Below are 25,700 nucleotides of genomic sequence, written 5' to 3' on the forward strand. Positions count from 1 at the left end.
CAGGACCGTACGAACAGTATTTCCGGTGATCGTCTACGAGCGAATGACGCGCGAGGATCAAGGACCACCGAGGCCCATTCTATGCCATGCGACCTGAGCGACGCAGATCAGGACACGCAGAGTTCGACCGGAGTTCAGCTGGAGCTGCGCGACAGCACGCTCTCGGCATCCGTCACGTCGGCGGCCATCTGCGCCTTCAGCTTCTCGATCCCCTCGAACGCGACCATGCCGCGCAGACGCTCGACGAACTCGACGGTCACGTCGTGACCGTACAGATCGAGATCGGTCTCGCCGATCACGTGCGCCTCGACCTGCCGCTCGAGAACGTCGTCGAAGGTGGGGTTGGTGCCCACCGAGATGGCTGCCCGATGCCTGAACCCCGTCTCGTGATCGACGAGCCATCCGGCGTACACCCCGTCGGCGGGGACGAACGAATCGACCGAAGCCGAGAGATTCGCGGTGGGAAAACCGAGTTCGCGTCCGCGTTTGAGTCCGTGCACCACCTCGCCGCGCACGTCGACGTTGCGGTCGAGCACGCGGGCGGCCGCGGTGACATCGCCGGCCATCAGCAGTTCACGGATCCACGTGGACGAGACGCGACGGTCGGATCCGTCGAGGAACACGTCGTCGACGACCTCGACCGTGAATCCGTACCTCGGCCCGAGTTCTCTGAGGAGCTCGGGGTCTCCTGCCCCGCCTCGACCGAACCGGAAGTCCCTGCCGACGAGGACGGTGGACACATGCAGTGCACCGGTCAGGATGCTGGCCACGAAGTCTTCGGCGCTGCGCGCCGCGAGTTCTTCGTCGAACGTCAGAAGCAGTGTGGCGTCGAGCCCGAGTTCTCCCAGCAGCTCCAGCTTGCGCTCGACCGTGACCACGTTCTCGGGGCAGCGATCCGGTCGAAGCACCGCGAGTGGGTTGCGGTCGAAGGTGACGGCGACGGCGCGGACTCCCGACTGCGCCGCGATCTCCTTCAGACGCCGGATCACCGCGCGGTGACCGGCGTGCACGCCGTCGAACTTTCCGATGGCCACGGCGGAGGGGCCGAAGCCGTCCGGCACTTCGCTCGGGTCACGGAAGACGATCATGCGCTGGCCTCGGCGTGGAGAACAGATCGAGTCTCTCGCGTCGGCCTGTGCGTGCGCAGCCACCAGATGCCGAAGATCGGCAGCACCAGCGGGATGAACAGGTAGCCTCGCCCGAACATCGACCAGACCGTGTCGTGCGGGAACAGGTCGGGGAAGAAGATGCTCAGAGCGCCGACCACCAGGACTCCGGCGAGCTCGAAGACGATCGCCACCCACGCCACCGCGTACCAGCCGCGTCGGCTCGCGAGAACGAGCGCCAACGTGGCGAGGATGTACACGACAGCCGCGAGGGCCGAGAGGGAGTACGCGAGAGGCGCCTCGTCGAACTGTCGGAAGATCTGCACGAAGCTTCGGCCGGTGGCCGCCAGCGCCATCACGGCATAGACGATCACGAGGACACGGCCGATGCCGGTCATGCGGGAGGTGGGAACGGTGGTGCTCATAGCGTCCTCCATTCTAGATCCGGGCGGGAAGAGGCGGATGCGCTCCCGACCGGCTCAGGCCACCTGAACGGTCCAGATGACGTGCATGCGCCACACCATGATCGCCACGGCGAGAGCGGCCACACCGAGGATCACTGTGCTCCAGCGACTCCTCTCCATCAGCGCCCACAGCACCGCGCCGATGGGCAGCAGCACAGCGGAGACGAGATAGACCCAGTACTCGAGCAGGTCGCCCGTCGGAGGGTTTCCGGTCAACGGTGCCGCGATTGCGGCCACGACCTGGACGACGAGGAGCAGCTCGACCAGGGCGAGCGCGCCGACGGTGTAGTCGCTCGGACGCCGGCCGGCCAGACCGAGGACGACGCAGAACAGCCCCGCCGCGGTCGCGACCGCCACCTGAGCGATGGTCAACCAGAGGATCATCTGGGTGCCTCCGGCATGTTCATGGCGCTCTTGAGGTCAGCACCGCGTCTCTCGACGACGCCGACGAGGACGCCCTCCTCGTCGATCGCGGCCGCCAGAGAGCCGGTCAGCCGATCGGCCTGTCCCATGAGCCTCTTGCCGTGACGAAGATCTCTCGCTTCCTCGGCCGACACCGACAGCGGGTCGAGGACCCTGGCGGCCGCGGCGGCCGGGGTGAGCAGCGCCGTCTCCACGACATCGTCGACCGCCACGGCATCCGTGACGTCGAAGTCCCCCACGCGTGAGCGCCGCAGCGCCGTCAGGTGCCCGCCGACTCCGAGCGCTGTGCCCAGGTCTCGAGCGAGCGAGCGGATGTAGGTGCCGGAGGAGCAGTCGACGACGACGTCGAGATCCAGGAACCCGTCGCCGGAGCGCTCGGCGATGAGATCGAAGCGCGAGACCGTGACGTCGCGGGCGGCCAGCACGACCTCCTCCCCGGCGCGCACGCGGTCGTATGCGCGGCGTCCATCGACCTTGATAGCCGACACCGAGCTCGGCACCTGGGAGATCGCACCGGTGAGCTCCCTGATCCCGGCGGACACTCGCTCGGGGGTCACCGAATCCCATGACTCGGCAGAGGCCCGCGTCAGGATCTCACCGTCGGCGTCGTCCGTGCCGGTCGTCTGCCCGAGTCGGATCGTGGCCTCGTAGGTCTTGTCGGCTCCCACGATGTACGTGAGCAGTCGCGTCGCGCCTTCGACCCCGATCACGAGCAGACCGGTGGCCATGGGGTCGAGGGTTCCCGCATGCCCGACCTTGCGGGTGCCGAGCGCACGCCTGGTGCGTGCGACGACGTCGTGGCTGGTCAGTCCAGCTGGTTTGTCGACGAGAAGGATGCCGGGCGAGACCATCTCTCAAGCCTACGATGCGTCTGAATGCTCCACCGCACGTTCCGCCTCGCTCGCGCCGCCACCTGCCCTCGACTCCCGCCAGTATCCCGGTTCGCCTAGGCTGTCGGGGTGCCCTCGACATCGCTTCCCGCCTCCGCGGTGTCTCTGCCTCTTGCGGACTGGTATCGGGGCGCAGCACGAGATCTGCCGTGGAGGCGCCCTCGATTCCATGAGGACTTCGGCGCCTGGGGCACGCTGGTCAGCGAGTTCATGCTGCAGCAGACACCGGTCAACCGGGTGATACCGCACCTCGAGGCGTGGCTCGACAGGTGGCCCACCCCCGCGGCGATGGCTGCCGCCTCGACCTCCGATGTGCTCCAGCAGTGGGCCAATCTCGGCTATCCCCGCCGCGCCCTGTGGCTGCACCGCGCTGCCGTCGAGATCACGGAGCGACACGGGGGCGTCGTGCCCAAAGACGTGGATGCGCTGCTGAAGCTCTCGGGAATCGGCGACTACACGGCCAGAGCTGTGGCCGTCTTCGCATACGGCGACCGACACCCCGTCGTCGACACCAACACTCGTCGCGTGATGGCACGCGCGATCCTCGGCCAGGCGCAGCCGGGCCCGCCCTCGCGCCGCGATCTCGAGCTCATGGATTCGCTGCTCCCCGCGGATGTCGCCGAATCCGCCGTGTTCAACGCCGCGGCGATGGAGCTGGGCGCCACCATCTGCACGGCGCGGTCGCCGCGCTGCGAGATCTGTCCCTTGGTCGGCGTGTGCGCGTGGGTGGCTGCAGGGCGGCCGGACACCGGTGACACCCGGAGGCGCCAAGCGACCTTCGAGGGCTCTGACCGTCAGGCGAGAGGCGCCGTGCTGCGGATCCTGCGAGCCGCTGCACCTGACGCGGTCCTGATCGACTCCGTGCTCGCCGAGTGGCCGGATCCTCTTCAGCGCGACCGTGCGATCGACTCCCTCATCGCCGACGGCCTCGCCGAGGCCGATGGCGAGATGCTGTCGCTCCCCCGCTGACTCCGACGGTCAGACGAACTGCCCGATGCGATGGGCCAGCACCGTCAGCTCGACGCGGGTCCTGACCTCGAGCTTCGCGAAGACCCTGCCCAGATGAACCTCGACCGTGCGCACCGACACGTGGAGCGAGTCGGCGATGTCGCGGTTTGGAGCACCACCGGCCACCAGCATCGCGACCTCCAGCTCTCGAGCGGTGAGCATCGATGCCCAGACTCGGCGGCACGATGAGAGCGGATCTTCGGTCGCTGCGCCGTCGGTGACCTCCACCCGCTCCAGACGCACGGCGACCGCCCTCGCCCAGGCGGTCGCGCCGGAGACCTCCAGGAGGTTCCGCGCCATCGCCAGGTGCTCTCTGCCGATGGCGATGTCACCCTTGATCAGCGATCTGGTGCCGATCATCGCCTCGACTCGCCCGCGCGAGAACGGCGAGGTCAGAGTGCGTGCCGCTGCGACGACGAGCGGACGCTCGACACGCCATTCGTCATCCGAACAGCTGGTGATCTGCACCCGCAGTCGCTGGGCGAGACCGATCTCGGGCGGCTCGATCCGATGCGGACGCCACGATGCACCATGCGTGACGACGATCGCCTCCTCGAGTCCGGGAACAGACAGCGTCGGCTGCGGAGCGCCGCGGTCGCGCCAGAGCCGCATGCATGCCGCAGCCTCGGCCGAGTTGCCCGCCAGGAACGCCTCGATGCCTCGATCCACGAGCTGATCGATGCGCGGAGGCGCGGGAAGTGCGGCAGTGAGAGCCTTGGCGAACGGCCCGAGGTGACCGAGAACCGCCAGGTCGAGCCGTCGAGCGACGACGACGCCGAGTCCGGCGAACGGCACAGCGACGGGCAGCTCGAGCGCGGCATGCAGCATCCGGTCGCGCGCAGCGCCGATGTCTCCCCGCCACATCAGGAGCAGGACTTCGACGACCGCTCGATACGCCGCGACCAGTGGACTGAGCTCGAAGCCCGCGACGAACGGGTCGACCTCGACCCCGACCGGCGAATCGCCCGCGGCGAGCAGGCTGAGGCCCCTGTCGACGTCTCCGTCGACTGCCGCTCGCAGGGCGCGGAACAAGCTTCCGGTGAGCGGGCCTGCGCCGCTCACGTCGTCTCCGTCGCCGTCGCCGATCACCAGCCATGCGAGCGCGACGACCGGGTCGCGGAGTTCTCGATCGGCCCCGACGCGCGCGCTCGCCTTTCTGAGAGCCTCGAGCCACGGACGCATCCCCCGGCGGTCGCCCCGTTCGGCGCACAGCATCGCCGCGAACGCCGAGGCCCGGGCCCACGAATACCACTGGTCGGCGTCATCGACGCGCGGCTGGATGACGCTCGTGTCGACCTCAGGCACGGCCCCACGGAGATGCGCCTCGGCGACGAGCAACCCGCCGAGACCCTGCAGGCGATAGAGCTCGTCACCGCCGGGAAACAGACTCCCCAGTCGCCTCGCCGCGTCGACCGCGTAGCCCGCGGCGATGGCCGCGACACCGGCGACGAGAGTGGCCTCATCCCGTTCGATCCCGCTCGAGTGCGCGGCTGCTTCTGCCGCGAGGTGGAAGGCCCGCTCGCTCAGTCCCGCCTCCGAATGCTCCCTGGCGATGCGCGTCAGCTCCCCCGCGGTCGCCGGTTCGCCGTGCATCGCCGCTCGAGCGCCGTGCCAGTCGGCATCGACCCGCTCGCCGCGCGCGTCGAAGAGTCGGTGCAGTCTCGAGTGCACCGCGGCGGCCGACGAAGACGCCGTCGTCGCACGCAACCAGATCGCCAACCGGGGGTCGGCGAGCCGGACTCGGCCCGCGTGGATCTCGAGAAGCGCTCCGAGCGGTCCGCCGACGAGTTCTGCGGCGGACCGTCCCGCGAAATCCACCAGCGGGTCGAGCCTGTCGTCGAGCCGCAGAGACACGGCGACGAGGATCTCACGGTCGCGATCGTCGAGCTTCAGCTGAGCGAACAGCGCCTCGACGGATGGCACCATCGGCAGCGGCGACGGGAGCGCCCTGAGACCGTGCCGCTGAGCAGCGTCGAGTCGTGCCGCGACCGCCAGGATCGTCTGCGAATCCTCCGACAGCTCGAACGCGAGTCGCGCCGCGACATGCGGCGCGCAGCTCAGATCATGCTCGAGAAGGTCGTCGAGGATCGCCTCGACGACCGCGGGTGCGACCGAGGCCGCCCCGTGCGCGCGCGAAAAAACGATGCCGAACCCCCCAGTCCCCGCGGGCGATCACCCGTTGAGCTGAGGTTATCAAGACACTCCGACGCCCCGAAGAGGGCGCCGATATTCAGGACTTCGTGTCGTCGTCTTCGTCGCGGAGGTACGGATCTGCGTCGCCCGCGTGCGACGCGGACGATGCGAGCTTCGCCACTTCGGCGTCGCGCTGCTGCGCTTCACGGAGGAGGGCCGAGATGTGATCGGCGTTCTCCGGCAGCGCATCGGGGATGAACTCGAGCGTCGGCACGAGGCGCGTGCTGAGCTGCTTACCGACCTCGCTGCGCAGCATGCCAGTGGCGGAGGTCAGAGCCTCCCCGCTGGAGAGTCGCTCCTCTTCGGTACCGAGCACCGTGTAGAACACCGAGGCGTGCTGCAGGTCACCCGTGACACGGACATCCGTGATCGTGACGAAGCCGAGGCGCGGGTCTCGCAACCCCTTCTCGAGGCGCTCCGCAAGGATCACTCGAATCCGATCAGCCAGACGGGCCTGTCGTTCACCAGCCATTGTTCTCTCCCTCTACGTACTCTTCGGGCGAGGATGCATCACGCACCCTCGCCCGAAGATATCGAACTCGATCAGCCGCGAGGCTTCTCGATCAGTTCCGTCGTCTCGATCTCGTCACCGATCTGGATGTCGTTGAACTTGCCGAGGCCGATACCGGCTTCGTAGTCCGTACGCACCTCGGTGACGTCGTCCTTGAAGCGACGCAGCGACTCGATGGCCAGGCCATCTGCGATGACCACACCGTCGCGGATGACGCGAGCCTTGGCGTTTCGCGTGATCGTTCCCGATCGCACGATGACACCGGCGATGTTGCCGAACTTCGAGGAGCGGAACACCTCGCGGATCTCGGCGACACCCGACTGGACCTCTTCGTACTCCGGCTTGAGCATGCCCTTGAGCGAGCTCTCGACCTCGTCGATCGCGTTGTAGATCACCGAGTAGAACCGGATGTCCACACCTTCACGCTGAGCGCGCTCGCGCGCCTTCGTGTCGGGGCGGACGTTGAAGCCCACGATGATCGCGTTGTCGATCGTCGCGAGGTTGACGTCGGACTCCGTGATCGCACCGACACCGCGGTGGATGATGCGGAGCTGCACCGAATCGTCGACCTCGATCTTGAGCAGCGACTCCTCGAGTGCCTCGACGGCACCGGAGACGTCACCCTTGATGATGAGGTTGAGCGACTCGACCTTGCCCTCTTCGAGAGCACGGGTGAAGTCCTCGAGCGAGATGCGCTTGCGGGCCTTGGCCAGCTGGGCGTTGCGCTCGACTGCTTCACGCTTCTCAGCGATCTGACGGGCCATGCGGTCTTCTTCGGTGACGATGAAGACATCGCCTGCACGCGGCACCGAGTTCAGACCCTGCACCTGCACCGGACGCGACGGGTAGGCCTCAAGGACCTGCTCGCCGTTCTCGTCTGCCATCGCACGCACACGGCCGTAAGCCGTTCCTGCGACGATCGCGTCACCGATCCGAAGTGTTCCGGACTGGATCAGCACCGTGGCGATGGATCCGCGGCCCTTGTCGAGCTTCGCCTCGATGGCGACACCGCGAGCGGCCTTGTTCGGGTTGGCCGTGAGGTCGAGACCCGCGTCGGCGGTGAGCAGCACAGCGTCCAGGAGTTCCTGGATTCCGGTGTTCGCCCGAGCCGAGACGTCGACGAACATGACGTCTCCGCCATACTCCTCTGCGACCAGACCGTACTCGGTGAGCTGCTGACGGACCTTGGCCGGGTTGGCGTCGGGCTTGTCTACCTTGTTCACCGCGACCACGATCGGCACGTTCGCCGCCTGGGCGTGGTTCAGCGCCTCGACCGTCTGGGGCATGATGCCGTCGTCGGCTGCGACCACGAGGATCGCGAGGTCGGTGACCTGCGCTCCACGAGCACGCATGGCGGTGAACGCCTCGTGACCCGGGGTGTCGATGAAGGTGATGGCACGCTCGATGCCCTCGTGCTCCGTCCACACCTGGTACGCACCGATGTGCTGCGTGATGCCGCCGGCTTCACCCTCGATGACGTTGGTCTGGCGGATGGCGTCGAGCAGGCGGGTCTTACCGTGATCGACGTGACCCATGACGGTGACGACGGGAGGACGGATCTCGAGGTCGTCCTCGCTCTCCGCCTCCAGCTCGGCCTCGAGGTCGAGACCGAAGCCCTCGAGGAGCTCCTTGTCCTCGTCCTCAGGCGAGACCATCTGGATCTTGTATCCGAGCTCCTCGCCGAGCACCTCGAACGTCGCCTCATCCAGCGACTCGGTGGCCGTGGCCATCTCGCCGAGGTTGAAGAGGATCGTCACGAGGGTTCCGGGCTGAACCGTGTAGCCGGTCAGCGTCTCGATCTTGTCGGCGAAGTCCGCGATCGACGCACCACGGCGCATGCGGATGATCTCCCCGTTGCCGCGGGTGACGTTGACGCCACCGACGACCGGGGCGCTCCGCATCTCGAACTCCTGCCGCTTCGCCCGCCGCGACTTGCGCTGCTTGCTCTTGCCGCCGCCCTTGCCGAAGGCACCTGCGGTACCTCCACCAGGACCACGGCCGCGACCGCCGCCACCACCGGGGCGACCTGCGAAGCCACCGCCGGGACGAGCACCGGGACCGGCACCGGGTCCACCGGCACCGCCGGGACGACCGGGGCCGCCGGGACGCTGCTGGAACGGTGCACCACCGGGACGACCACCCTGACCGCCGCGCGGAGCGCCGGGACGGGGAGAACCGGGACGAGGCGCACCGGGACGCGGGGCACCGGGGCGCGGAGCCTGCGGACGCGGGATGTTGCCGGGAGTCGGGCTCGGCCGCTGGCCCATTCCCTGCGCCGAGGCGAAGGGGTTGTTACCGGGACGAGGACCTGCCGGACGCTGGCCCATTCCCTGCGCCGACGAGAACGGGTTGTTGCCCGGACGCGGTGCGCCGGGCTTCGGTGCGCCGCCGTCGTTCGACTTGGGCGCAGCGGATCCGGACGTACCCTCGGCCGAAGCAGCAGGCTCGGCCGGAGCCTCTGCGGCCGGGGCGGGAGCCTCAGGAGCCGGAGCGGCAACGGGCTCTTCCGGCGCGGGGGCCGGCTTGGGTCCGGGCTTGGGCCCGGGAGTCGGTCCACCCGTCTTGGCGGCACCGGGCTTCGCGGCACCGGGCGTTGCAGCACCGGACGTTGCAGCACCGGGCGTCGCCGCACCGGTCTTGGCCGCACCGGGCTTGGCGGCACCGGGCTTGGCCGCAGCGGGAGCCGTGTCAGCGGATGCCTTCAGCGAGGCGTCCGACTCGATGGCAGCGCGAAGCTTGCGCGCCACCGGCGGTTCGATGGTCGAAGAGGGGCTCTTGACGAACTCTCCGAGTTCCTTGAGCTTTGCAAGTGCGATCTTGCTGTCGACGCCGAGTTCGGCGGCGATCTCGTGTACGCGTGGTTTACCAGCCACAATTCTCCTGTCTGGGGTCGGTCCACCCAGACAGGGCAGACCACTAGTCGCGGACGGGTCTCATTTCGAGCCGTTCACTTTGTTTCCATAGCCGTTCAGCCTTTGTTTCTTGGTGGGTATTGTTCGATGATCCGCGTATCCAGATTGCCGGATGCGCGAAGTGCTCGGCCGAAAGCTCGGCGCCGCAGAGCGGCATCCATGCATTCCGGTGTCGGATGCACCCACGCGCCTCGCCCTGGCAGGACGCTTCGCTCATCGATGATGAGGATTTCGTCTTGGGACACCACTCTGAGAAGAGCGGCGCGGGGAGCACGCGTGCGACAGCCGACGCACGTTCGTACGGGTTCCATCTTACACCTGTGTTCCCGTCCGACTCGCGCGACGGGCGCGAGTCGGACGTGACGAGCGGTCAGTCCAGGACGCTGTCGGGCTGGATATCGATCTTCGCGCCGGTGAGCTTCGCAGCCAGACGAGCGTTCTGGCCCTCCTTGCCGATGGCGAGGGAGAGCTGATAGTCGGGCACCAGTGCACGCACGGCCCTGGTGTTCGCATCGAGGATGAACGAGCTGGTCACCTTGGCCGGCGAGAGGGCGTTCGCGACGAAGGCGGCGAGCTCCGGATCGTGATCGACGATGTCGATCTTCTCGCCTGCGAGCTCCTCGGTGACGGCGCGCACGCGACGCCCCATCTCACCGATGCAAGCACCCTTGGCGTTGATCGCCGGGTCGTTGGCGCGGACGGCGATCTTGGTGCGGTGTCCGGCCTCGCGGGCCAGCGAGACGATCTCGACGAGACCTGCGGCGATCTCGGGCACCTCAAGTGCGAACAGCTTGCGAACGAGACCGGGGTGCGTGCGCGAGACGGTGATCTGCGGCCCCTTGAGGCCCTTCGCGACGCTCGTCACATACACGCGCAAACGCGAGCCGTGGGTGTACTCCTCGCCCGGCACCTGCTCCTCGGGAGGAAGGATCGCCTCGACAGCTCCGAGGTCGACGTGGATCATGCGAGGGTTCGGCCCCTGCTGGATTACGCCGGCGACGATGTCGCCTTCCTTGTCCTTGAAGTCGCCGAGCACCACGTCGTCCGCGATGTCGCGCAGACGCTGGCTGATGACCTGCTTCGCGGCGAAGGCGGCGATCCGGCCGAAGTCATCCGGCGTGGCATCCTCTTCCCCGATGATCGCGCCCTCTTCGTCCTTGACGACCTGCAGCACGGCGACGTGCCCGGTCCGACGATCGAGCTCGACGCGGACGCCCTCGGGGGTGGCGCCCTCCGCGGAGACATGCTTGGAGTAGGCGGTCAGGATGGCCTGCTCGATGATCGAGACCAGCTCGTCGAAGGGGATCGCCTTCTCCTTCTCGATCCCACGCAGCAGACTCAGTTCGATATCCATGACGACTCCCTATTCAGCTCTCGTCGCGCGGGTGTGCACGCGCGACATCCGTACCACGATACCCTGTGCCCACCGCCGGTCGCCACGAGGCGGCCGCACCGATGCGGTGCCCAGCATGCAGGAGGACTCAGTGACGACGTACGACACCATCGTGATCGGGGCGGGGATGTCCGGGGTGACGGCGGCTCGCATGCTCGCCGATGCCGGAGCGGACGTCATCGTCCTCGAGGCGAGGGATCGCATCGGCGGCCGGATGCACACCGATCGCACCGCAGGCTTCCCCGTCGATCTCGGCGCGTCGTGGGTGCACGGCATCGAGGGCTCAGCGCTGTGGGATCTCGTGCAGGCTCTCGAGATTCCGACGCTCGAATACACCGTCGGCAGTTTCCAGGCCGGAGGGCGGCCGATCGAGAACTTCGACGGCGACGGCAGGCCGATGGATGCCGCCCGCACCTCCCAGTGGGTCGCCGAGGTCGAGGAGGCCGATCGCCTGCTGGTCGACGAGATCGAACGTTCCTCCCCCGGCGACACCTATCTCGATGTCACCGAGCGCGCGCTCGACCGCACCGGCTTCGATCCTGAGCGCATCGACGAGATCCGGGAGTTCTTCCGTCATCGCGTCGAGGAGCAGTGCGGAGCGTGGATCGGCGACCTCGACGCGCACGGGCTCGACGAGGACGCGATCGACGGAGACGAGGTCATCTTCCCTCGCGGGTACGACGAGCTCCCGCGGCGCATCGCCGCCGGACTCGACATCCGCCTGAGCCAGGCGGTCACCCGGATCGCGCGCACGGATGCCGGAGTCACCGTGTCGACCGAGAACGGAGAGTTCTCCGCACGAAGCGCCCTGGTCACCGTGCCGCTCGGCGTGCTCAAGGCGCGGTCGATCGACTTCACCCCTCCCCTGCCCGAGGCTGTCGCCGGGCCGATCGAGCGACTGGGCATGGGGGTCTTCAACAAGATCTTCATCCAGTTCCCGGAACGCTTCTGGAACGAGGACAGCTACGTGCTGCGGACACTCGGAGAGGCCGGCGAGCACTGGCACTCCTGGTACGACGTGTCAGCCGTCAGCGGACTTCCCACCCTGCTGACTTTCGCGGCCGGTCCGTTCGGCCGCCGGATGCAGGAGCTGTCCGACGACGAGATCGTCGCGGATGTCGTGCGCGCTCTTCGCGACCTCTACCCCGATGCCGTCGGCGAACCCACCGCTCACTGGGTCACCCGTTGGGGCCACGACGCGTTCTCGAACGGCTCGTACTCGCATCTCGCGGTCGGGTCGTCGCACCACGACCACGACGAGCTCGCGGGACCTGTCGACGCAGTGCTTCATTTCGCCGGCGAGGCGACGTGGGGAGACGAGCCGGCGACAGTGGGGGCGGCCTTCTATTCGGGCCACCGCGCGGCCGAGAGGATCCTCGGCGGCTCCGTGGATCTCGCCCGGTTCGCCGCTGGGATCAGAGCGCGGGAGCGGACTCCAGCGAGTTGATCGCGCCGATCAGGCGGAACAGACTGCCGACCTGACGCTGATCGAGGTGCAGGGCCAGTCGCGGAAGATGCAGCACGTCATCGTCGGCGACCTCGGGCGACCGCGGAGCAGTCCTCTCGATGCGTCCGCTCGCCAGCATCCCGGCGAACTGCTCGTTGAGCTGCTCCACCTCGGTATCGGACGGCTCGGCTCGGAGGCGGAGCACCAGGGTGTCTCCGAACCACCGCAGTGAGTCGTAGTTGCGCCAGAACCCTGCGATCACGGAGGCGGCCGACTCGACGGAGTCGGTGATGACGACGCGGTCGAAGTCACCCTCGGAGATCACGCCCGTGGGCGCCAGATCCTCGTCGATGAACCGCTTGAGACCGTTCCAGAAGGTGCCGCCTGGCTCGTCGAGCAAGACGATCGGCGTCGGCTCGGCCTTGCCGGTCTGCTGCAGCGTGAGCAGCTCGAACATCTCGTCGAGCGTGCCGAACCCGCCAGGCAGGCAGATGAAGCCGCTGGACTCCTTGATGAGCATCAGCTTGCGGGTGAAGAAGTACTTCATCGCCACCACGTGCTCGCTCGCCGCGATCAGGCTGTTGGCCTTCTCTTCGAACGGAAGCCGGATCGACACCCCGAGTGAGAGCGCCGGGCCCGCACCCTCCGCCGCAGCCTGCATGATCCCCGGGCCTGCCCCGGTGACGACCATCCACCCATCCGCTGCCAGAGCGGCGGCGACGTCACGGGCCTGCACGTAGAGCGGATCATCGTGCCGGGTCCGAGCCGAACCGAAGACCGTGACCTTGGGCACGCCCTCGAACGGAGCGAACAGCCGGAAGGCGTCTCGCATCTCGGCGAGGGCGGCGGAGGCGATCTTGAGGTCGAGACGGTCGGTGCCGTCCTCACCCAGCAGGACCGCCGTGCGCATCATGCGCATGACCAGCCTGCGGTCGGTCTTCACCCCGGCCTCGTCGAGGACGTTGTTGATCTCGGCGCTCAGCGATTCCGGCAGCGGTTCGTCGGTCATGCCCTCAGCCTGTCACGAGGGCGTGTCGGCCGGGTCGACGCAACGCCGCTGTGATCATCCTCATCGCGCGGTGTCAATACCCGTGCGCACGGATGTCATCCGAGGCACAGTGACGGCATGACTGAGATCACTGGACCGGAAGCACTCGCACGCGTGACCGAGCTCGTCGAGGACATCGACTTCACGATGCTGACGACGACGGACGACGACGGCAACCTGGTGAGCAGACCGATGTCGACCAGGCAGATGGACGATGCCGGAGACATCTGGTTCTTCACCGCGGAAGACACGGAGAAGGTCGAAGAAGCACGAGCCCACCATCAGGTCGGCCTCTCGTATTGCGATGCCAAGGGCATGCGATATGTCTCGGTGGCCGGGAACGCGTCCGTGGTGCACGACCGCGCGAAGATGGAGGAGCTCTACTCGCCCTCGCTCGACATCTGGTTCGAAGACGGCCTCGACACCCCCGGCATCGCACTTCTGAAGGTGACGCCGACGGTGACCGAGTTCTGGGAGCCTGCCAAGGGCAAGATCGCGATGGCGGCCGGGGCGCTCAAGGCTCTCGTCACCAAGGACACCCCCGACGACGACATCATGAACCACGGTCGCATCGTCTGCTGACAGACGGTTCGCCCCCGGACAGACGGAAATGCCGCGCACCTCGGACGAGGTGCGCGGCATTCTCCGTCCGCGCTCAGCGCCGGGACAGCTGCTGCAGGGCCTCTTCGACCGACACCGCTTCGCGGTCACCGGTGCTGCGATCCCACAGCTCGACCTGGCCGTCGGCAGCGCCACGGCCGACGATGACGATCTTCGGCACGCCGACGAGCTCCGCGTCTCCGAACTTCACACCGGGCGACACCTTCGGACGGTCGTCGTAGAGCACGTCGAGGCCCGCGGACTCCAGTTGCGCCGAGAGCTCGGTCGCCACGTCGAAGGCCACCTGATCGCGACCGGCTGCGACGACCTGCACATCGAACGGTGCGACGGATGCCGGCCAGATGAGACCCTTCTCATCGTTGTGCAGCTCGGCGATGATCGCGAGGATGCGCGTGATGCCGATTCCGTACGAACCCATCGTGACCGTGACGAGCTTGCCGTTCTCGTTCAGCACCTTGAGGCCCAGGGTCTCGGCGAAGAACCTCCCGAGCTGGAAGACGTGACCGATCTCCATGCCCCGAGCGAGCTCCACGGGTCCGGAGCCGTCGGGCGCGGGATCCCCGGCCCTGACGTTCGCGATCTCGACGACCCCGTCGGCGAAGAAGTCCCGACCGGCGACGACCGAATGCGCATGCTTCTGATCGATGTTCGCACCGGTGATCCAACTGGTCCCCTCGCTCACGCGGGGGTCGACCAGGTAGCGGATCCCGGTCGCGGACTCCTCTCCGAGCACCGCGCCGGTCGGTGACCACGGACCGATGTAGCCCCGCACGAGCAGCGGGTTCTTCTCGAAGTCGTCAGCGGTGGCGGTCTCGACCTCGGCCGGAGCGAAAGCGACCTCCGCGCGCTTCTCATCGACCTCGCGATCGCCCGGGATCCCGACGACGACGAGCTCGCGCGTGCCGTCCACATGCGTGAGCGCCAGCACGACGTTCTTGAGGGTGTCGGCAGCGGTGTAGTCGCCATCCAGGTTCGCGTTCGCGTGCGCCACGAGCGTCTCGATCGTGGGAGTGTCCGGTGAGTCGAAGACGATCGGCGCAGCATCGGCGTCGAAACCGATGGCGTCAGGGACCTCGGTCGAGAAAGCCTCGACATTCGCGGCGTATCCCCCCGCGCTGCGCACGAAGGTGTCCTCACCGACAGGTGTCGGGTGGAGGAACTCCTCGCTTCGCGCGCCGCCCATGAGTCCGTTGTCGGCATTCACGATCACGTATTCGAGACCGAGCCGCTGGAAGATCCGCTCATATGCGTCCCGCTGCGCCTGATAGCTGGTCTCGAGACCGGCATCCGACGCGTCGAACGAGTAGGCGTCCTTCATCGTGAACTCGCGACCGCGGAGCAGGCCAGCCCGCGGGCGTGCCTCATCGCGGTACTTGTCCTGGATCTGATAGATCGTGAGGGGCAGATCCTTGTACGACGAGTAGAGGTCCTTCACGAGGAGCGTGAACATCTCTTCGTGGGTCGGCGCGAGAAGGTAGTCCGCGCCCTTCCGGTCCTGAAGGCGGAAGATCCCGTCGCCGTACGATTCCCAGCGTCCGGACAGCTCGTAGGGCTCGCGCGGAAGCAGCGCGGGGAAGTGGACCTCCTGCGCGCCGGCATTCGCCATCTCCTCGCGCACGATGGCCTCGATGCGCGCCTTGACCTTGAGGCCCAGAGGCAGCCACGTGAACACACCCGGTGCCGCGCGGCGGATGTAGCCGGCGCGGATCAGCAGCCTGTGGCTGGCGACCTCTGCTTCTGCAGGGTCTTCGCGGAGCGTGCGGAGGAAGAAGTTCGAAAGACGAGTGACCACCGGGCAAGTCTACTGACCGGTGGTCACCCGTTTCGCGTCGCGTCAGTTGAGCGCAGGGAGGCCGTTCGGGATCACGCCGCCCGCATACAGGCTGGCGGCGAGCTCCTGAACAGCGGTGAGCGCCACACGCTGCGGGAGCGGCCCGTACGAGATGCGGGCGACGCCCAGCTTCTCGTACTCCGAGGCGGCGAGGGTTCCAGGGAGCCCGATCACGCTGAGCTTGCCTTCACCGAGACCCTCGACGAGCTGGCGGGTGATGTTGGCGTCGAGCATTCCGGGCACGAACACCGCGGTGGCTCCGGCGTCGAGGAACGCCCGGCCGCGCTGGATCGCATCCGCGACGCTTTCCGCGACAGGGCGGTGGCCGGCGCGGACGAACGCGTCGGTGCGCGCGTTGAGCGCGAACGGCACGCCCTCGGCCTCCGCTGCCTTGACGATGGCCTCGACTGCGGCGACGGATTCGTCGAACGGCTTGAGGCGGTCTTCGATGTTGGCTCCGACCACGCCCGCGCCGATCGCCAGGCGAGTGGTCTCCCCTGCGTCGCCGTATCCGTCATCGAGGTCGGCGGTCACCGGGACCGAGACGGAGGCCGCGATGCGACCCACCATGTCGATCATGATGTCTCGGGAGATCGTGCCGTCCTCGAAACCAAACGAGGCGGCGATGCCGTGACCGGCAGTCGCGATCGCCTTCGTCTCGGGAAGCTTCGCGACAGCGCGGGCTGACACGACGTCCCACACATTCACGACGCGGAGGATCTCCGGGGCTTCATAGAGTCCGATCAAGGTCTTGGCCTTCGCAGCAGTGGTCATACCCCCACGCTAACGCCCAGTATTCCGGTCTGGGTCGGACGGACACGCGAATCACAGGTTCCGAGGGGTCGCAGCGCATCACGGACCCTCCGCCTCCTCTCCCGTGTGCGCCTCCACCGCTGCTCAAGACAGCCAGCCGCCGGCCTTCTGAGGAGGTCCGGGCGACCCGGCTCGGGGGCGACGGGTGTCTCGTCCGCGGCGTCATAGTGTGGGGGCATGCCTCAGCGCCGATCGCACGTCGCCCCGTCAGCCGCGCAGACCGAGCTCGCCGCAGCGCTCGCCGCGCTGAGAGAGTCCCTCGACGCGCCCTCGGACTTCCCCGCCGCTGTCGTCGCCGAAGCAGAGGCCACGAAAGCGGCGACTCCCGAGCTCGATCTGCGCGACATCCCCTTCGCGACCCTCGATCCGCTCGGGTCACGCGACCTCGACCAGGCGTTCCACCTCGAACGCGACGGCTCCGGCTTCGCAGTCCGCTACGCGATCGCCGACGTCCCGGGGTTCGTTGCGCCCGGCGCAGAGGTCGACACGGAGGCTCGGCGCCGCGGCCAGACACTGTACGCCGCGGACGGGACGATTCCCCTGCATCCGAAGATCCTCAGCGAGGACCGCGCATCGCTCCTGGCCGATGTGGATCGCCCTGCCCTGGTCTGGACGTTCGCGCTCGACTCCTCGGGCACCGTCACGGACTTCCGCCTGGAGCGGGCGCTGGTCCGTTCCCGCGCCCAACTGGACTACGTCAGCGCCCAGGCCGCACTCGACCGCGGCGAAGGCGGTCCCGCGGCGCTGTTGCCGGAGATCGGCGCCTTGCGGATCGAGCAGGAGAAGATCCGCGGCGGCGCGAGCCTGAACCTCCCGGACGAGGAGGTGACCAGAGCGGCCGATGGCAGCTACGCGATCGAGCGCCGCCATCCTCTTCCGGTCGAGGAGTGGAACGCCCAGCTGTCCCTCATGACCGGTATGGCGGCGGCGGCGCTGATGCTGGACGCCGGCACCGGCATCCTTCGAACCATGCCGCAGCCCGACGAGAAGGCCTTCGACGCGTTCCGCCACCAGACCGAGGCTCTCGGACGACCGTGGACGACGGGACGATACGGCGATTATCTGCGTGACCTGGATCGCGCCGACCCGATGACCCTGCCCGTTCTCGAGGCAGCCGCGACCCTGTTCCGCGGCGCCGGCTACGTGACTTTCGACGGCTCCGCCCCGAGCGACGCACAACAGGCTGCGATTGCGGCGCCCTACGCCCACGCGACCGCTCCCCTGCGTCGACTCGTCGATCGCTGGTCTCTCGAGATCTGCCTCGCCGTGTCGGAAGACCGGGACGTGCCCGGCTGGGTTCGCGAGTCGCTGCCCGACCTCCCTGCGCTGATGCAGAGCTCCGGGCAACGCGCGTCCAGACTCGACTCGGCGACGATCAACTGCGTCGAAGCCGCACTGCTCACGCCTTTCGTGGGCCGGACGGTCGAGGCGACCGTGATCGAGATACGCGGCGAGCGCGCGACGGTCCAGCTCGCCGACCCTGCTGTGACCGCGTCCGCCCCTGTACCCGCCGGCACGGTGCCCGGCGGACGTGTCTCCTTGCGCCTCGTCAGCACCGACGTCGCCCGAGGCGAGATCGAGTTCGCGATCTGACCCCTAGGCTCTGCTCCATGCCCACATCGCCCTACGTCAGCGGGATCCGCGAACGCATCGGTCACGATCTCCTGCTGCTCCCCGCGGTCACTGCCGTCATCCGGCGAGATGACCGCTTCCTGCTGTGTCGGCGGGTGGACTCGTCGGAGTGGGGCCTGGTCGGCGGCGGGGTCGAACCCGGTGAGGATCCGAAGGATGCCGTGCTGCGCGAGGTGCGCGAAGAGCTCGGGATCCGTGTCGGCATCGATGGTCTCGTCGGAGCGTACGGCGGCGAGGAGCTCCTCGTCCGATACGCCAACCACGACGTCGTCAGCTACGTCACGACCGCGTTCCTCTGCTCGATCCCTGATGGCTCGCCCCTGGTCTTCGCCGACGGAGAACTGGCCGAGACAGGGTGGTTCGCGCTCGACGAGATCGCAGCGTTGCGACGTGATCGAGCCATCGACCGAATCCTCGGAGATGCGGTCGACCTCGCCCGGGCTCCCGCCGCGACCCCGACCCCGACCCCGACCCCGATCGTCGAGAAGGCTGAAGATCGCGCTGTCGGGGTGGACCACTTCGCCGTCGCAGCACGATTCGTCACCGCCCGCTTTCCCGGCGCCGACGTGGCCATCGTGGCCGGAAGCACGGCACGGGGCGATCGCACCGCGACGAGTGACATCGACCTGCTGCTGGTCGGTGATCAGCTCTTCGATGTCGAAGGGCAGACGAGCGAAGCCTCGACGCACGAGTTCGAGGGCGAGATCTTCGAGGTCTTCGCATACACGCCGACGGGGTTCGACGAGTGGGCGGCACGAGGCATCTCGCAGCATCGACCGGTGACGGTGCACATGCTGGTCGACGGCACCGCGATCAGAGACGATGGTCGACTGGCATCGCTCCGCCGGCAGTGGCGGAGCGTGCTCGACTCAGGGCCATCGCTCAGCGCGAGTGAGTCCGCGTTCCGTCGCTACGTCATCACCGATGTGCTCGACGATCTGGCGGACGCGACAGACCCTCTCGAGCAGCGTGTGGAGGCATCCGTCCTGTTCGAGCGGATCGCAGAGCTCATGCTGCTCACCGAGGGGCGGTGGATAGGGACGGGCAAATGGTTGCCGCGACGCCTCCGCGAGCTGAGCGTCGAGCGAGCGGACCGCTTGACCGTCCCTCTGCTCGAGAGCGACTACACGACCTTCGCAGCCCGCGTATCGGATGAGCTCGAGCGCGCCGGCGGTCGAGTGCAGTCCGGCTTCGTTCGCTGAGCGGACTCAGACCGCGGGAACGGCCTTCGTGGTCATCACCAGCAGCTGCGGATCCGTCAGGTCGAGCGCCACCGAGATCGAGACGAACTCAGAGAGAGACTCCACATGCGTTCCGCCGCAGAGGATCTCCGCATCGCCCTCCGGGAGTTCGCAGTGCCAGCTGCGACGATCCACGATCGCGGGCCCTTCGGGCGCCACGCGGCTCGCCGCACCGGTGGAGACCCACGTGGCCAGCTGCGCGTTGATCGCCGCCTCCCGCTCTCCGAGCGTCGCCACGAAGGTCTCGGTGTCGAATCCGGCCCGGCGCAGGCTCTTGCCCAGGCGGTACTCGTCGACCGCGCCGTCTTCATGGATGCGGCTCGACTGGTTCGCCCTGGCCTCGAAGTTCGGGTTGCCCAGAGCATCCGCACCGGGATCCTTGCGCCACAGATCGCCGAGCGCGATGTCCAACGCCAACGACGCCAGGTGGCACGCGGTGTGGCCGCGGCAGAGGCCTGCCCGTCGTGGGGCGTCGACCGACAACTCGACGCGTGCCCCCTCGACCAGCCAGGATGGAGCGTCGCCGTCGATCGGGTGACCGACGAGCCACGTCCATCCTTCGACGCCGCGCTTGACCGGGATGTCGGCTCCGACCGCGAACTGGCCCTCGTCCGACACGGCGGCCATCACGGCCTCGGCGACACGGACGACGTTCCCTTCGGCAGAGAGCTCGCCTGTGTCTCCGGGCTGGTCCGGCCAGGTGTGGTCGACCGGGTGGAACGGGGTCGCGTCGACCACGACGATCGTTCCCCGCGATGATGTCTCGACCCGCGAGACAGTGCTCGACCCTCTGAGGTCGCCTCCGGCGAAGGACACGATCGTGGACGACGGCATGGAACTCCTCATGTCGGATCGACGGGGTCGGTCAGGCCGTGACGACCTGCGCGGTGCCGAGCGGCGCCTCAGGCCCCATCTCAGCGGCGATGCGGTTGGCCTCTTCGATGAGAGTCGCGACGATGTCGGCCTCCGGCACGGTCTTGATGACCTCGCCCTTGACGAAGATCTGGCCCTTGCCGTTGCCGGATGCGACACCGAGGTCAGCCTCACGCGCCTCACCCGGGCCGTTCACGACGCAGCCCATGACGGCCACTCGCAGTGGGACGGTCATGTCCTTGAGTCCCTCGGTGACGTTCTCGGCGAGCGTGTACACGTCGACCTGGGCGCGTCCGCACGAGGGGCACGAGACGATCTCGAGCTTGCGCTCACGGAGGTTCAGGGACTGCAGGATCTGGTGACCGACCTTCACCTCTTCAGCCGGCGGCGCTGACAGAGACACACGGATGGTGTCTCCGATGCCCTCACCGAGCAGGATGCCGAATGCCGTGGCGCTCTTGATCGTGCCCTGGAACGCGGGGCCCGCCTCGGTCACACCGAGGTGCAGCGGCCAGTCGCCCCGCTCGGCGAGCTGACGGTAGGCCTTCACCATGACGATCGGGTCGTTGTGCTTGACCGAGATCTTGAAGTCGTGGAAGTCGTGCTCCTCGAACAGCGAAGCCTCCCAGACGGCGCTCTCGACGAGCGCCTCAGCGGTCGCCTTGCCGTACTTGGTCAGAATGCGGCGGTCGAGCGAGCCCGCATTGACACCGATGCGCAGCGAGACACCCGCAGCCTTGGCGGCCTCGGCGATCTTGCCGACGTTGCCGTCGAACTCACGGATGTTGCCCGGGTTCACCCGAACTGCGCCGCAGCCCGCGTCGATGGCGGTGTAGATGTACCGCGGCTGGAAGTGGATGTCGGCGATGACGGGAATCTGGCTCTTCATCGCGATGATCTTCAGCGCGTCGGCGTCGTCCTGATGCGGGACGGCGACGCGGACGATCTCGCATCCGGATGCGGTCAGCTCCGCGATCTGCTGGAGAGTCGCGTTGATGTCCGTCGTCTTCGTCGTCGTCATGGACTGGACGGTCACGGGGGCGTCACCGCCGACGAGCACCTTGCCCACCTTGATCTGGCGAGACTTGCGGCGCGGGGCGAGGACTTCGGGGATCTTCGGCATCCCAAGATTCACTGCTGGCACAACCCCCAGCCTACGCCGCCTGCATGCACGCAGGCTGGATGCCGCACGGCTCGGACGCGCGTCACACGACCGGGGCGGCGGTGCGCGGTGTGATAGTTTTCAGCCCATGCTCGCGAACTTCACCTGGTGGCCCGCCTCTTAGGCGGTGTGTTCGCGTTCCCACGAATCCAGACCGCCTCCGGGGCGGTCTTTTCGTTGAGCCGAGCCGGAGCCATGCACAGGAGACACCGATGACCCTCTCACGTCTTTCCGAGCTCACCGCAGATCCCGCGGCGTCGTTCGTGCTGATCGCCCGAGACGGCGCCGACACCGTCGAGCTGCTCACCGGCGAGGTCGTCGATGTCGAACTGCTGGCTGACATCCCGCTGTCGATAGACGGCATCCCCCGCGAGATCTTCACCATGGTGCCCTACCGTCAGGTGCGCGAGCGCGGCTTCGTCGCCCAGGATGACGGCGCACCCCTGCGCTGCATCGTGGTCGATGAGCACCTCCACCTGCCCACGTCTGCGCTGCTCGCCGAGCTTCCGACGGATGCCGTGCCGCTGAGCGACGGCGGCTTCGACATCGCCGACGACGAGTACGCAGGGATCGTCGAGACCGTGATCGCCGACGAGATCGGACGCGGTGAAGGCGCGAACTTCGTGATCCGTCGCGACTTCACCGCCGAGATCGAGGTCGACGACCGAACCGCCGCTCTCACCTGGTTCCGGGCTCTTCTCGCGCACGAACGAGGCGCTTATTGGACCTTCGCGGTGGTGACACCCGGGCACATCGCGGTCGGCGCGAGTCCTGAGGCGCACGTCGTCGCGCGCGGCGGCGTCGTCACGATGAATCCCATCTCGGGCACGTTCCGCCACCCTGCGGGGGGAGCCACGAGAGAGACGCTCGTCGACTTCCTCTCCTCGACGAAGGAGACCGAAGAGCTCTTCATGGTGGTGGACGAGGAGCTCAAGATGATGAGCGCCGTATGCTCCGACGGCGGACGCATCACCGGCCCGCATCTGAAGGAGATGTCGCGCCTCACCCACACCGAGTACATGCTCCGCGGGCGCAGTGCGCTCGACCCCCGCGACATCCTGCGCGAGACGATGTTCGCGCCGACCGTGACCGGCTCGCCGATGCAGAACGCATGCGCGGTGATCCGGCGCCATGAGAAGAAGCCGCGCGGCTACTACTCGGGCGTCGCCGCCCTGTTCACTCCGAACGACGCCGGAGGGCACGACCTCGACGCACCGATCCTGATCCGCACCGTGTATCTCCAGAACGGCTCGCTCAGCGTGCCCGTGGGCGCGACGCTCGTGCGCCACTCGGACCCGCACGGCGAGGTGTCGGAGACCCACGGCAAGGCCGCCGGCGTGCTCGGTGCCATCGGGGCGATCGATCGCGACAGCGTCGCCGAGGCGCGCGACGATGCCGACGCGCCGGGCGAACGGCTGCCCCTCGCCGACGACCCCGTGGTCGCTGAGCTCCTCTCCTCGCGCAATGCGCGCCTGGCCGACTTCTGGTTGAATCCGCAGGGTGACGATCTGACCGGACCCTTCGCCGGGCGCTCGGCGATCGTCGTCGATGCGGAGGACCGCTTCACCACGATGCTCGCTCACCAGCTGCGCCACCTCGGACTCGATGTCACGATCCGCGCCTGGAGCGACGTCGACGACGCCGAGCTCGACGCAGCCGACCTCGTGGTCGCCGGCCCGGGGCCCGGCGACCCCCGTGACGTCGAGAGCTCTCGGATCACCAGGTTGCGTGAGGTCGTGTCGCGACGTGTGGACGCCGGGTCGCCACTGCTCGCCGTGTGCCTGAGCCACCAGATCCTCAGCGATCGCCTCGGGATCGCCCTGACGCCCCTCGCCGCGCCGCATCAGGGGCTGCAGAAGTCGGTCCCCGTGTTCGGCGAAGACGCCTCGATCGGCTTCTACAACACCTTCACGGCCAGGGTGACCCCCGGCACGACGTCGACGGGAACGGTCGAGGTGTCGGCCGACCCCGAATCAGGCGACGTCTACGCGCTTCGCGGCGAGCGCTTCGCATCGGTGCAGGGCCACCTGGAGTCGATCCTGTCGCGCGACGGCATCCGCACTCTCGAGCGTCTGGTCTCGCACGCGCTCGCCTGATCCGAAGGCGGATGCCGTCGCGACCCGCCCGCCCAGCCAGCCGACCCCGCGAAGGCGGCTCAGCCGCCGAAGATGTTCACCGGGTTGAAGACATCGGCGAGGAGCAGCACGGCCCCCATCACGATGAGCAGTGTCGCCACGACCACGGTCAGCGGCACGAGCCTGGTGGCGTCGACGGGCGGGGGCGGCGGTCGCCGGAACAGCTTCGCCCAGGCGCGGCGGATGCCGTCCCACAGCGCGACGACCACGTGCCCTCCGTCGAGCGGCAGCAGCGGGATCAGGTTGAACACGAACAGTGCGACATTGAGGGATCCGAGAAGCCCGAGGAGCACGGAGAAGCGGTTGAGGATCGGCGCATCGATCGCCGCGACCTCACCCGCGATGCGTCCGACCCCCACGACGCTCAGCGGCCCGTTCGGATCGCGCTCAGACCCGGTGACCAGTGAGACGCCGGTCTCCCAGATCCGCACCGGGAGGGTGACGATCATCGACCCCACGCGCACGACGGTATCGGCCGCCATCTGGGGTCCTGCCGACAGCGGCTGTTGGACGAAGCCCATCTGCGCCGCCATGCCGACGTAGCCGACCTCCCGGACGACGGGCTGCCCGTCCTCGCCGATGACCGGCTGCCCGCTCGCATCGGTGATGGTGCGCTCAGCCTCGATCGGCGTGATGCTCAGGGTCTCCTCCGCACCGTCTCGAAGAACCACCAGGTCCAGGGTCTCTCCTGGAGCGACCTGCACGATCGCGGTCGCCTGCGCGAAGGTCGACACGGGCTGACCGTCGACGGACACCAGCACGTCGCCGGGCCTGATGCCGGCCTCGGCAGCCGGCGTCGCCGGGTCGTCGGCCTCGCACTCGGTCGCCGTCGATCCGGCGGGCAGGACGCACTGGTTCACCGACGCGATGGTCGTGGTCCCCTGCTGCACTCCGATGCCGGACACCAGAACCGTGAAGATCACGATCGCGAGGATCAGGTTCATCAACGGGCCGCCGAGCATCACGACGACGCGCTTCCACACGGGGAGACGGTAGAAGACGCGGTCCTCAGCACCTTCGGCGATCGTCTCGTCGTTCGCCGACCGTGCGTCCTGCACGAGAGCACGGAACACGCCCTTCGCCGGGCCCGATGCGGTGGAGGCCGGGTACATTCCCGACATCGAGATGAATCCGCCGAGCGGCAGCAGCTTGAAGCCGTACTCCGTCTCGCCGATGCGCTTGGACCACAGTCTCGGGCCGAAGCCGATCATGTACTGGCCCACACGCACGCCGAAGAGCTTCGCCGGCAGGAGGTGGCCGACCTCGTGCAGACCGATCGACAGGCCGAGGCCGATCAGCATGAACACGATGCCACCCAGATAGAGCAGTGCTTCCACTCCCCCAAGCTAGTGCTCGTCGCCTAGGAATAAGCCCCATGTGCTGCGCAGGGCGATGACGCGGCGCGGTTAGGCTTGTGTGGTGACCTCCCGCCAGCTGCGACTTCTGCGCGCAGCAGCGGCGTCCGGTGCCGCAACCCTCGTGGCCGCGGCGTCGCACACCACCGCGGGCGGAGCCGCTCCGCATCCGCTCCTGGTCATCGCCGTCGCAGCGCTCCTCGTGCCTCTCGCGGCACTGCTCATCGGCGCCCGGGTCTCCAGATCGCGCGTCGCTCTGACGGTGCTGGTCAGTCAGGGGCTCTTCCACCTCGTGTTCCAGCTGCTCGGCACACCGACCGGCACGACGGCGCTCGGTGGCCACGAACACCATCTCGACCTCGCCGCCCTGGGCCCGGTGGTCGCGACGACCGCTCCTGATGCGCTCATGATCGTCGGTCACGCCATCGCAGCGATCGTCACCACCGCTCTGGTCTGTCACGGCGAGTCGTCGGTGCGAGCGATCGCCGGCTGGGTGCAGGCACGCCTCCGCCGCACGGTCACCCTGTTCCGACCGGCCCATGAACGTCCCGCCTTCCCGGTGTTCGCGATCCGAGTGCCGACCGAGAACGACTTCTCGGTATCGGTCTCGCGCCGCGGTCCTCCTGCGCACGTCTGATCACG

General features: G+C 67.9%; 22 protein-coding genes. 7 read left to right on the forward strand and 15 right to left on the reverse strand.

Features of this window, described 5'->3' with window-relative positions; translation table 11 throughout:
* Positions 1-134: 134 nt before the first annotated feature.
* The 4 genes from AC04ME_RS15675 to truB are packed head-to-tail and all read right to left on the reverse strand — an operon-like array spanning position 135 to position 2,844.
* Positions 135-1,088 (reverse strand): bifunctional riboflavin kinase/FAD synthetase, encoded by a 954-nt coding sequence (locus AC04ME_RS15675; protein WP_042541816.1) that lies wholly within the window; start codon positions 1,086-1,088, stop codon positions 135-137.
* Complete coding sequence (locus AC04ME_RS15680; RefSeq protein ID WP_235558963.1) at positions 1,085-1,531, reverse strand: hypothetical protein; 447 nt, start codon at positions 1,529-1,531, stop codon at positions 1,085-1,087. The genes AC04ME_RS15675 and AC04ME_RS15680 overlap by 4 nt, the downstream gene beginning before the upstream one ends.
* A gap of 54 nt (positions 1,532-1,585) precedes the next feature.
* The gene (locus AC04ME_RS15685; RefSeq protein ID WP_042541818.1) at positions 1,586-1,954 is read right to left on the reverse strand and encodes a hypothetical protein; all 369 of its coding nucleotides are present in this window, start codon (positions 1,952-1,954) and stop codon (positions 1,586-1,588) included.
* Positions 1,951-2,844 carry a tRNA pseudouridine(55) synthase TruB gene (truB, locus tag AC04ME_RS15690; protein ID WP_042541819.1) on the reverse strand — a complete coding sequence of 298 codons (894 nt, stop codon included), beginning with the start codon at positions 2,842-2,844 and terminating at the stop codon, positions 1,951-1,953. Before truB ends, AC04ME_RS15685 begins: the two co-directional genes overlap by 4 nt.
* A gap of 108 nt (positions 2,845-2,952) precedes the next feature.
* On the opposite strand from truB, the gene AC04ME_RS15695 reads away from it, so the two are divergent.
* On the forward strand, positions 2,953-3,852 hold the full coding sequence (locus AC04ME_RS15695) for an HhH-GPD family protein (RefSeq protein ID WP_269430353.1): 900 nt from the start codon (positions 2,953-2,955) through the stop codon (positions 3,850-3,852).
* A gap of 9 nt (positions 3,853-3,861) precedes the next feature.
* On the opposite strand, the gene AC04ME_RS15700 is transcribed toward AC04ME_RS15695, so the two are convergent.
* From AC04ME_RS15700 to nusA, 5 genes are all read right to left on the reverse strand, one after another.
* Positions 3,862-5,817, reverse strand: a complete 1,956-nt coding sequence (locus AC04ME_RS15700) for a helix-turn-helix domain-containing protein (protein WP_082041166.1) — start codon at positions 5,815-5,817, stop codon at positions 3,862-3,864.
* A 304-nt stretch (positions 5,818-6,121) separates the two neighbouring features.
* Positions 6,122-6,556 carry a 30S ribosome-binding factor RbfA gene (rbfA, locus tag AC04ME_RS15705; RefSeq protein WP_042541822.1) on the reverse strand — a complete coding sequence of 145 codons (435 nt, stop codon included), beginning with the start codon at positions 6,554-6,556 and terminating at the stop codon, positions 6,122-6,124.
* Positions 6,557-6,627: 71 nt separating this feature from the next.
* Positions 6,628-9,468: a translation initiation factor IF-2 gene (gene infB, locus AC04ME_RS15710; protein WP_042541823.1), complete on the reverse strand. Its 2,841-nt coding sequence runs from the start codon at positions 9,466-9,468 to the stop codon at positions 6,628-6,630.
* 95 nt (positions 9,469-9,563) lie between these two features.
* Positions 9,564-9,818 (reverse strand): YlxR family protein, encoded by a 255-nt coding sequence (locus tag AC04ME_RS15715; protein ID WP_475435923.1) that lies wholly within the window; start codon positions 9,816-9,818, stop codon positions 9,564-9,566.
* A gap of 59 nt (positions 9,819-9,877) precedes the next feature.
* Positions 9,878-10,861: a transcription termination factor NusA gene (gene nusA / locus AC04ME_RS15720; RefSeq protein WP_079112654.1), complete on the reverse strand. Its 984-nt coding sequence runs from the start codon at positions 10,859-10,861 to the stop codon at positions 9,878-9,880.
* Positions 10,862-10,991: 130 nt separating this feature from the next.
* On the opposite strand from nusA, the gene AC04ME_RS15725 reads away from it, so the two are divergent.
* Positions 10,992-12,347, forward strand: coding sequence for a flavin monoamine oxidase family protein (locus tag AC04ME_RS15725; RefSeq protein ID WP_475435925.1), 1,356 nt, complete (start codon positions 10,992-10,994; stop codon positions 12,345-12,347).
* Here AC04ME_RS15725 and AC04ME_RS15730 read toward each other — a convergent pair.
* Positions 12,316-13,356: an LOG family protein gene (locus tag AC04ME_RS15730; RefSeq protein ID WP_079112653.1), complete on the reverse strand. Its 1,041-nt coding sequence runs from the start codon at positions 13,354-13,356 to the stop codon at positions 12,316-12,318. The two genes, AC04ME_RS15725 and AC04ME_RS15730, sit on opposite strands and share 32 nt — an antisense overlap.
* A gap of 117 nt (positions 13,357-13,473) precedes the next feature.
* Here AC04ME_RS15730 and AC04ME_RS15735 point away from each other — a divergent pair, with 117 nt between their 5' ends.
* Positions 13,474-13,977 carry a pyridoxamine 5'-phosphate oxidase family protein gene (locus AC04ME_RS15735; RefSeq protein ID WP_042541827.1) on the forward strand — a complete coding sequence of 168 codons (504 nt, stop codon included), beginning with the start codon at positions 13,474-13,476 and terminating at the stop codon, positions 13,975-13,977.
* Between the two features lie 73 nt (positions 13,978-14,050).
* On the opposite strand, the gene AC04ME_RS15740 is transcribed toward AC04ME_RS15735, so the two are convergent.
* Both AC04ME_RS15740 and AC04ME_RS15745 read right to left on the reverse strand, forming a co-directional pair.
* Complete coding sequence (locus AC04ME_RS15740; protein ID WP_455904635.1) at positions 14,051-15,808, reverse strand: proline--tRNA ligase; 1,758 nt, start codon at positions 15,806-15,808, stop codon at positions 14,051-14,053.
* A gap of 42 nt (positions 15,809-15,850) precedes the next feature.
* On the reverse strand, positions 15,851-16,621 hold the full coding sequence (locus AC04ME_RS15745; RefSeq protein WP_042541829.1) for an isocitrate lyase/PEP mutase family protein: 771 nt from the start codon (positions 16,619-16,621) through the stop codon (positions 15,851-15,853).
* A 216-nt stretch (positions 16,622-16,837) separates the two neighbouring features.
* Between AC04ME_RS15745 and AC04ME_RS15750 the strand changes: the two genes are divergently transcribed.
* Together AC04ME_RS15750 and AC04ME_RS15755 are read left to right on the forward strand one after the other, a co-directional pair.
* Positions 16,838-18,253 carry an RNB domain-containing ribonuclease gene (locus AC04ME_RS15750; RefSeq protein ID WP_475435928.1) on the forward strand — a complete coding sequence of 472 codons (1,416 nt, stop codon included), beginning with the start codon at positions 16,838-16,840 and terminating at the stop codon, positions 18,251-18,253.
* Between the two features lie 17 nt (positions 18,254-18,270).
* Positions 18,271-19,494 carry an NUDIX domain-containing protein gene (locus AC04ME_RS15755; protein WP_475435930.1) on the forward strand — a complete coding sequence of 408 codons (1,224 nt, stop codon included), beginning with the start codon at positions 18,271-18,273 and terminating at the stop codon, positions 19,492-19,494.
* A 6-nt stretch (positions 19,495-19,500) separates the two neighbouring features.
* Here the strand turns inward: AC04ME_RS15755 and AC04ME_RS15760 are convergent, their stop codons facing one another.
* Both AC04ME_RS15760 and ispG read right to left on the reverse strand, forming a co-directional pair.
* Positions 19,501-20,367, reverse strand: a complete 867-nt coding sequence (locus AC04ME_RS15760; RefSeq protein WP_475435932.1) for an alanyl-tRNA editing protein — start codon at positions 20,365-20,367, stop codon at positions 19,501-19,503.
* A gap of 31 nt (positions 20,368-20,398) precedes the next feature.
* Positions 20,399-21,529 carry a flavodoxin-dependent (E)-4-hydroxy-3-methylbut-2-enyl-diphosphate synthase gene (ispG, locus tag AC04ME_RS15765; RefSeq protein WP_042541832.1) on the reverse strand — a complete coding sequence of 377 codons (1,131 nt, stop codon included), beginning with the start codon at positions 21,527-21,529 and terminating at the stop codon, positions 20,399-20,401.
* A gap of 251 nt (positions 21,530-21,780) precedes the next feature.
* On the opposite strand from ispG, the gene AC04ME_RS15770 reads away from it, so the two are divergent.
* On the forward strand, positions 21,781-23,664 hold the full coding sequence (locus tag AC04ME_RS15770) for a chorismate-binding protein (RefSeq protein ID WP_309687765.1): 1,884 nt from the start codon (positions 21,781-21,783) through the stop codon (positions 23,662-23,664).
* 59 nt (positions 23,665-23,723) lie between these two features.
* On the opposite strand, the gene AC04ME_RS15775 is transcribed toward AC04ME_RS15770, so the two are convergent.
* Positions 23,724-25,040, reverse strand: coding sequence for a M50 family metallopeptidase (locus AC04ME_RS15775; protein WP_475435934.1), 1,317 nt, complete (start codon positions 25,038-25,040; stop codon positions 23,724-23,726).
* Between the two features lie 82 nt (positions 25,041-25,122).
* On the opposite strand from AC04ME_RS15775, the gene AC04ME_RS15780 reads away from it, so the two are divergent.
* The gene (locus AC04ME_RS15780; protein ID WP_042541834.1) at positions 25,123-25,695 is read left to right on the forward strand and encodes a hypothetical protein; all 573 of its coding nucleotides are present in this window, start codon (positions 25,123-25,125) and stop codon (positions 25,693-25,695) included.
* Positions 25,696-25,700: the final 5 nt, after the last annotated feature.

It is taken from the genome of Microbacterium sp. LjRoot205 (assembly GCF_056175745.1).

Bases quoted from the DNA above. Each gene is read 5' to 3' on its own strand.
- AC04ME_RS15675 (WP_042541816.1), bottom strand. From the start codon at position 1,088: ATGATCGTCTTCCGTGACCCGAGCGAAGTGCCGGACGGCTTCGGCCCC.
- AC04ME_RS15680 (WP_235558963.1), bottom strand. From the start codon at position 1,531: ATGAGCACCACCGTTCCCACCTCCCGCATGACCGGCATCGGCCGTGTC.
- AC04ME_RS15685 (WP_042541818.1), bottom strand. From the start codon at position 1,954: ATGATCCTCTGGTTGACCATCGCTCAGGTGGCGGTCGCGACCGCGGCG.
- truB (WP_042541819.1), bottom strand. From the start codon at position 2,844: ATGGTCTCGCCCGGCATCCTTCTCGTCGACAAACCAGCTGGACTGACC.
- AC04ME_RS15700 (WP_082041166.1), bottom strand. From the start codon at position 5,817: ATGGTGCCATCCGTCGAGGCGCTGTTCGCTCAGCTGAAGCTCGACGAT.
- rbfA (WP_042541822.1), bottom strand. From the start codon at position 6,556: ATGGCTGGTGAACGACAGGCCCGTCTGGCTGATCGGATTCGAGTGATC.
- AC04ME_RS15715 (WP_475435923.1), bottom strand. From the start codon at position 9,818: ATGGAACCCGTACGAACGTGCGTCGGCTGTCGCACGCGTGCTCCCCGC.
- nusA (WP_079112654.1), bottom strand. From the start codon at position 10,861: ATGGATATCGAACTGAGTCTGCTGCGTGGGATCGAGAAGGAGAAGGCG.
- AC04ME_RS15730 (WP_079112653.1), bottom strand. From the start codon at position 13,356: ATGACCGACGAACCGCTGCCGGAATCGCTGAGCGCCGAGATCAACAAC.
- AC04ME_RS15735 (WP_042541827.1), top strand. From the start codon at position 13,474: ATGACTGAGATCACTGGACCGGAAGCACTCGCACGCGTGACCGAGCTC.
- AC04ME_RS15745 (WP_042541829.1), bottom strand. From the start codon at position 16,621: ATGACCACTGCTGCGAAGGCCAAGACCTTGATCGGACTCTATGAAGCC.
- AC04ME_RS15750 (WP_475435928.1), top strand. From the start codon at position 16,838: ATGCCTCAGCGCCGATCGCACGTCGCCCCGTCAGCCGCGCAGACCGAG.
- AC04ME_RS15755 (WP_475435930.1), top strand. From the start codon at position 18,271: ATGCCCACATCGCCCTACGTCAGCGGGATCCGCGAACGCATCGGTCAC.
- AC04ME_RS15760 (WP_475435932.1), bottom strand. From the start codon at position 20,367: ATGCCGTCGTCCACGATCGTGTCCTTCGCCGGAGGCGACCTCAGAGGG.
- ispG (WP_042541832.1), bottom strand. From the start codon at position 21,529: ATGCCGAAGATCCCCGAAGTCCTCGCCCCGCGCCGCAAGTCTCGCCAG.
- AC04ME_RS15770 (WP_309687765.1), top strand. From the start codon at position 21,781: ATGACCCTCTCACGTCTTTCCGAGCTCACCGCAGATCCCGCGGCGTCG.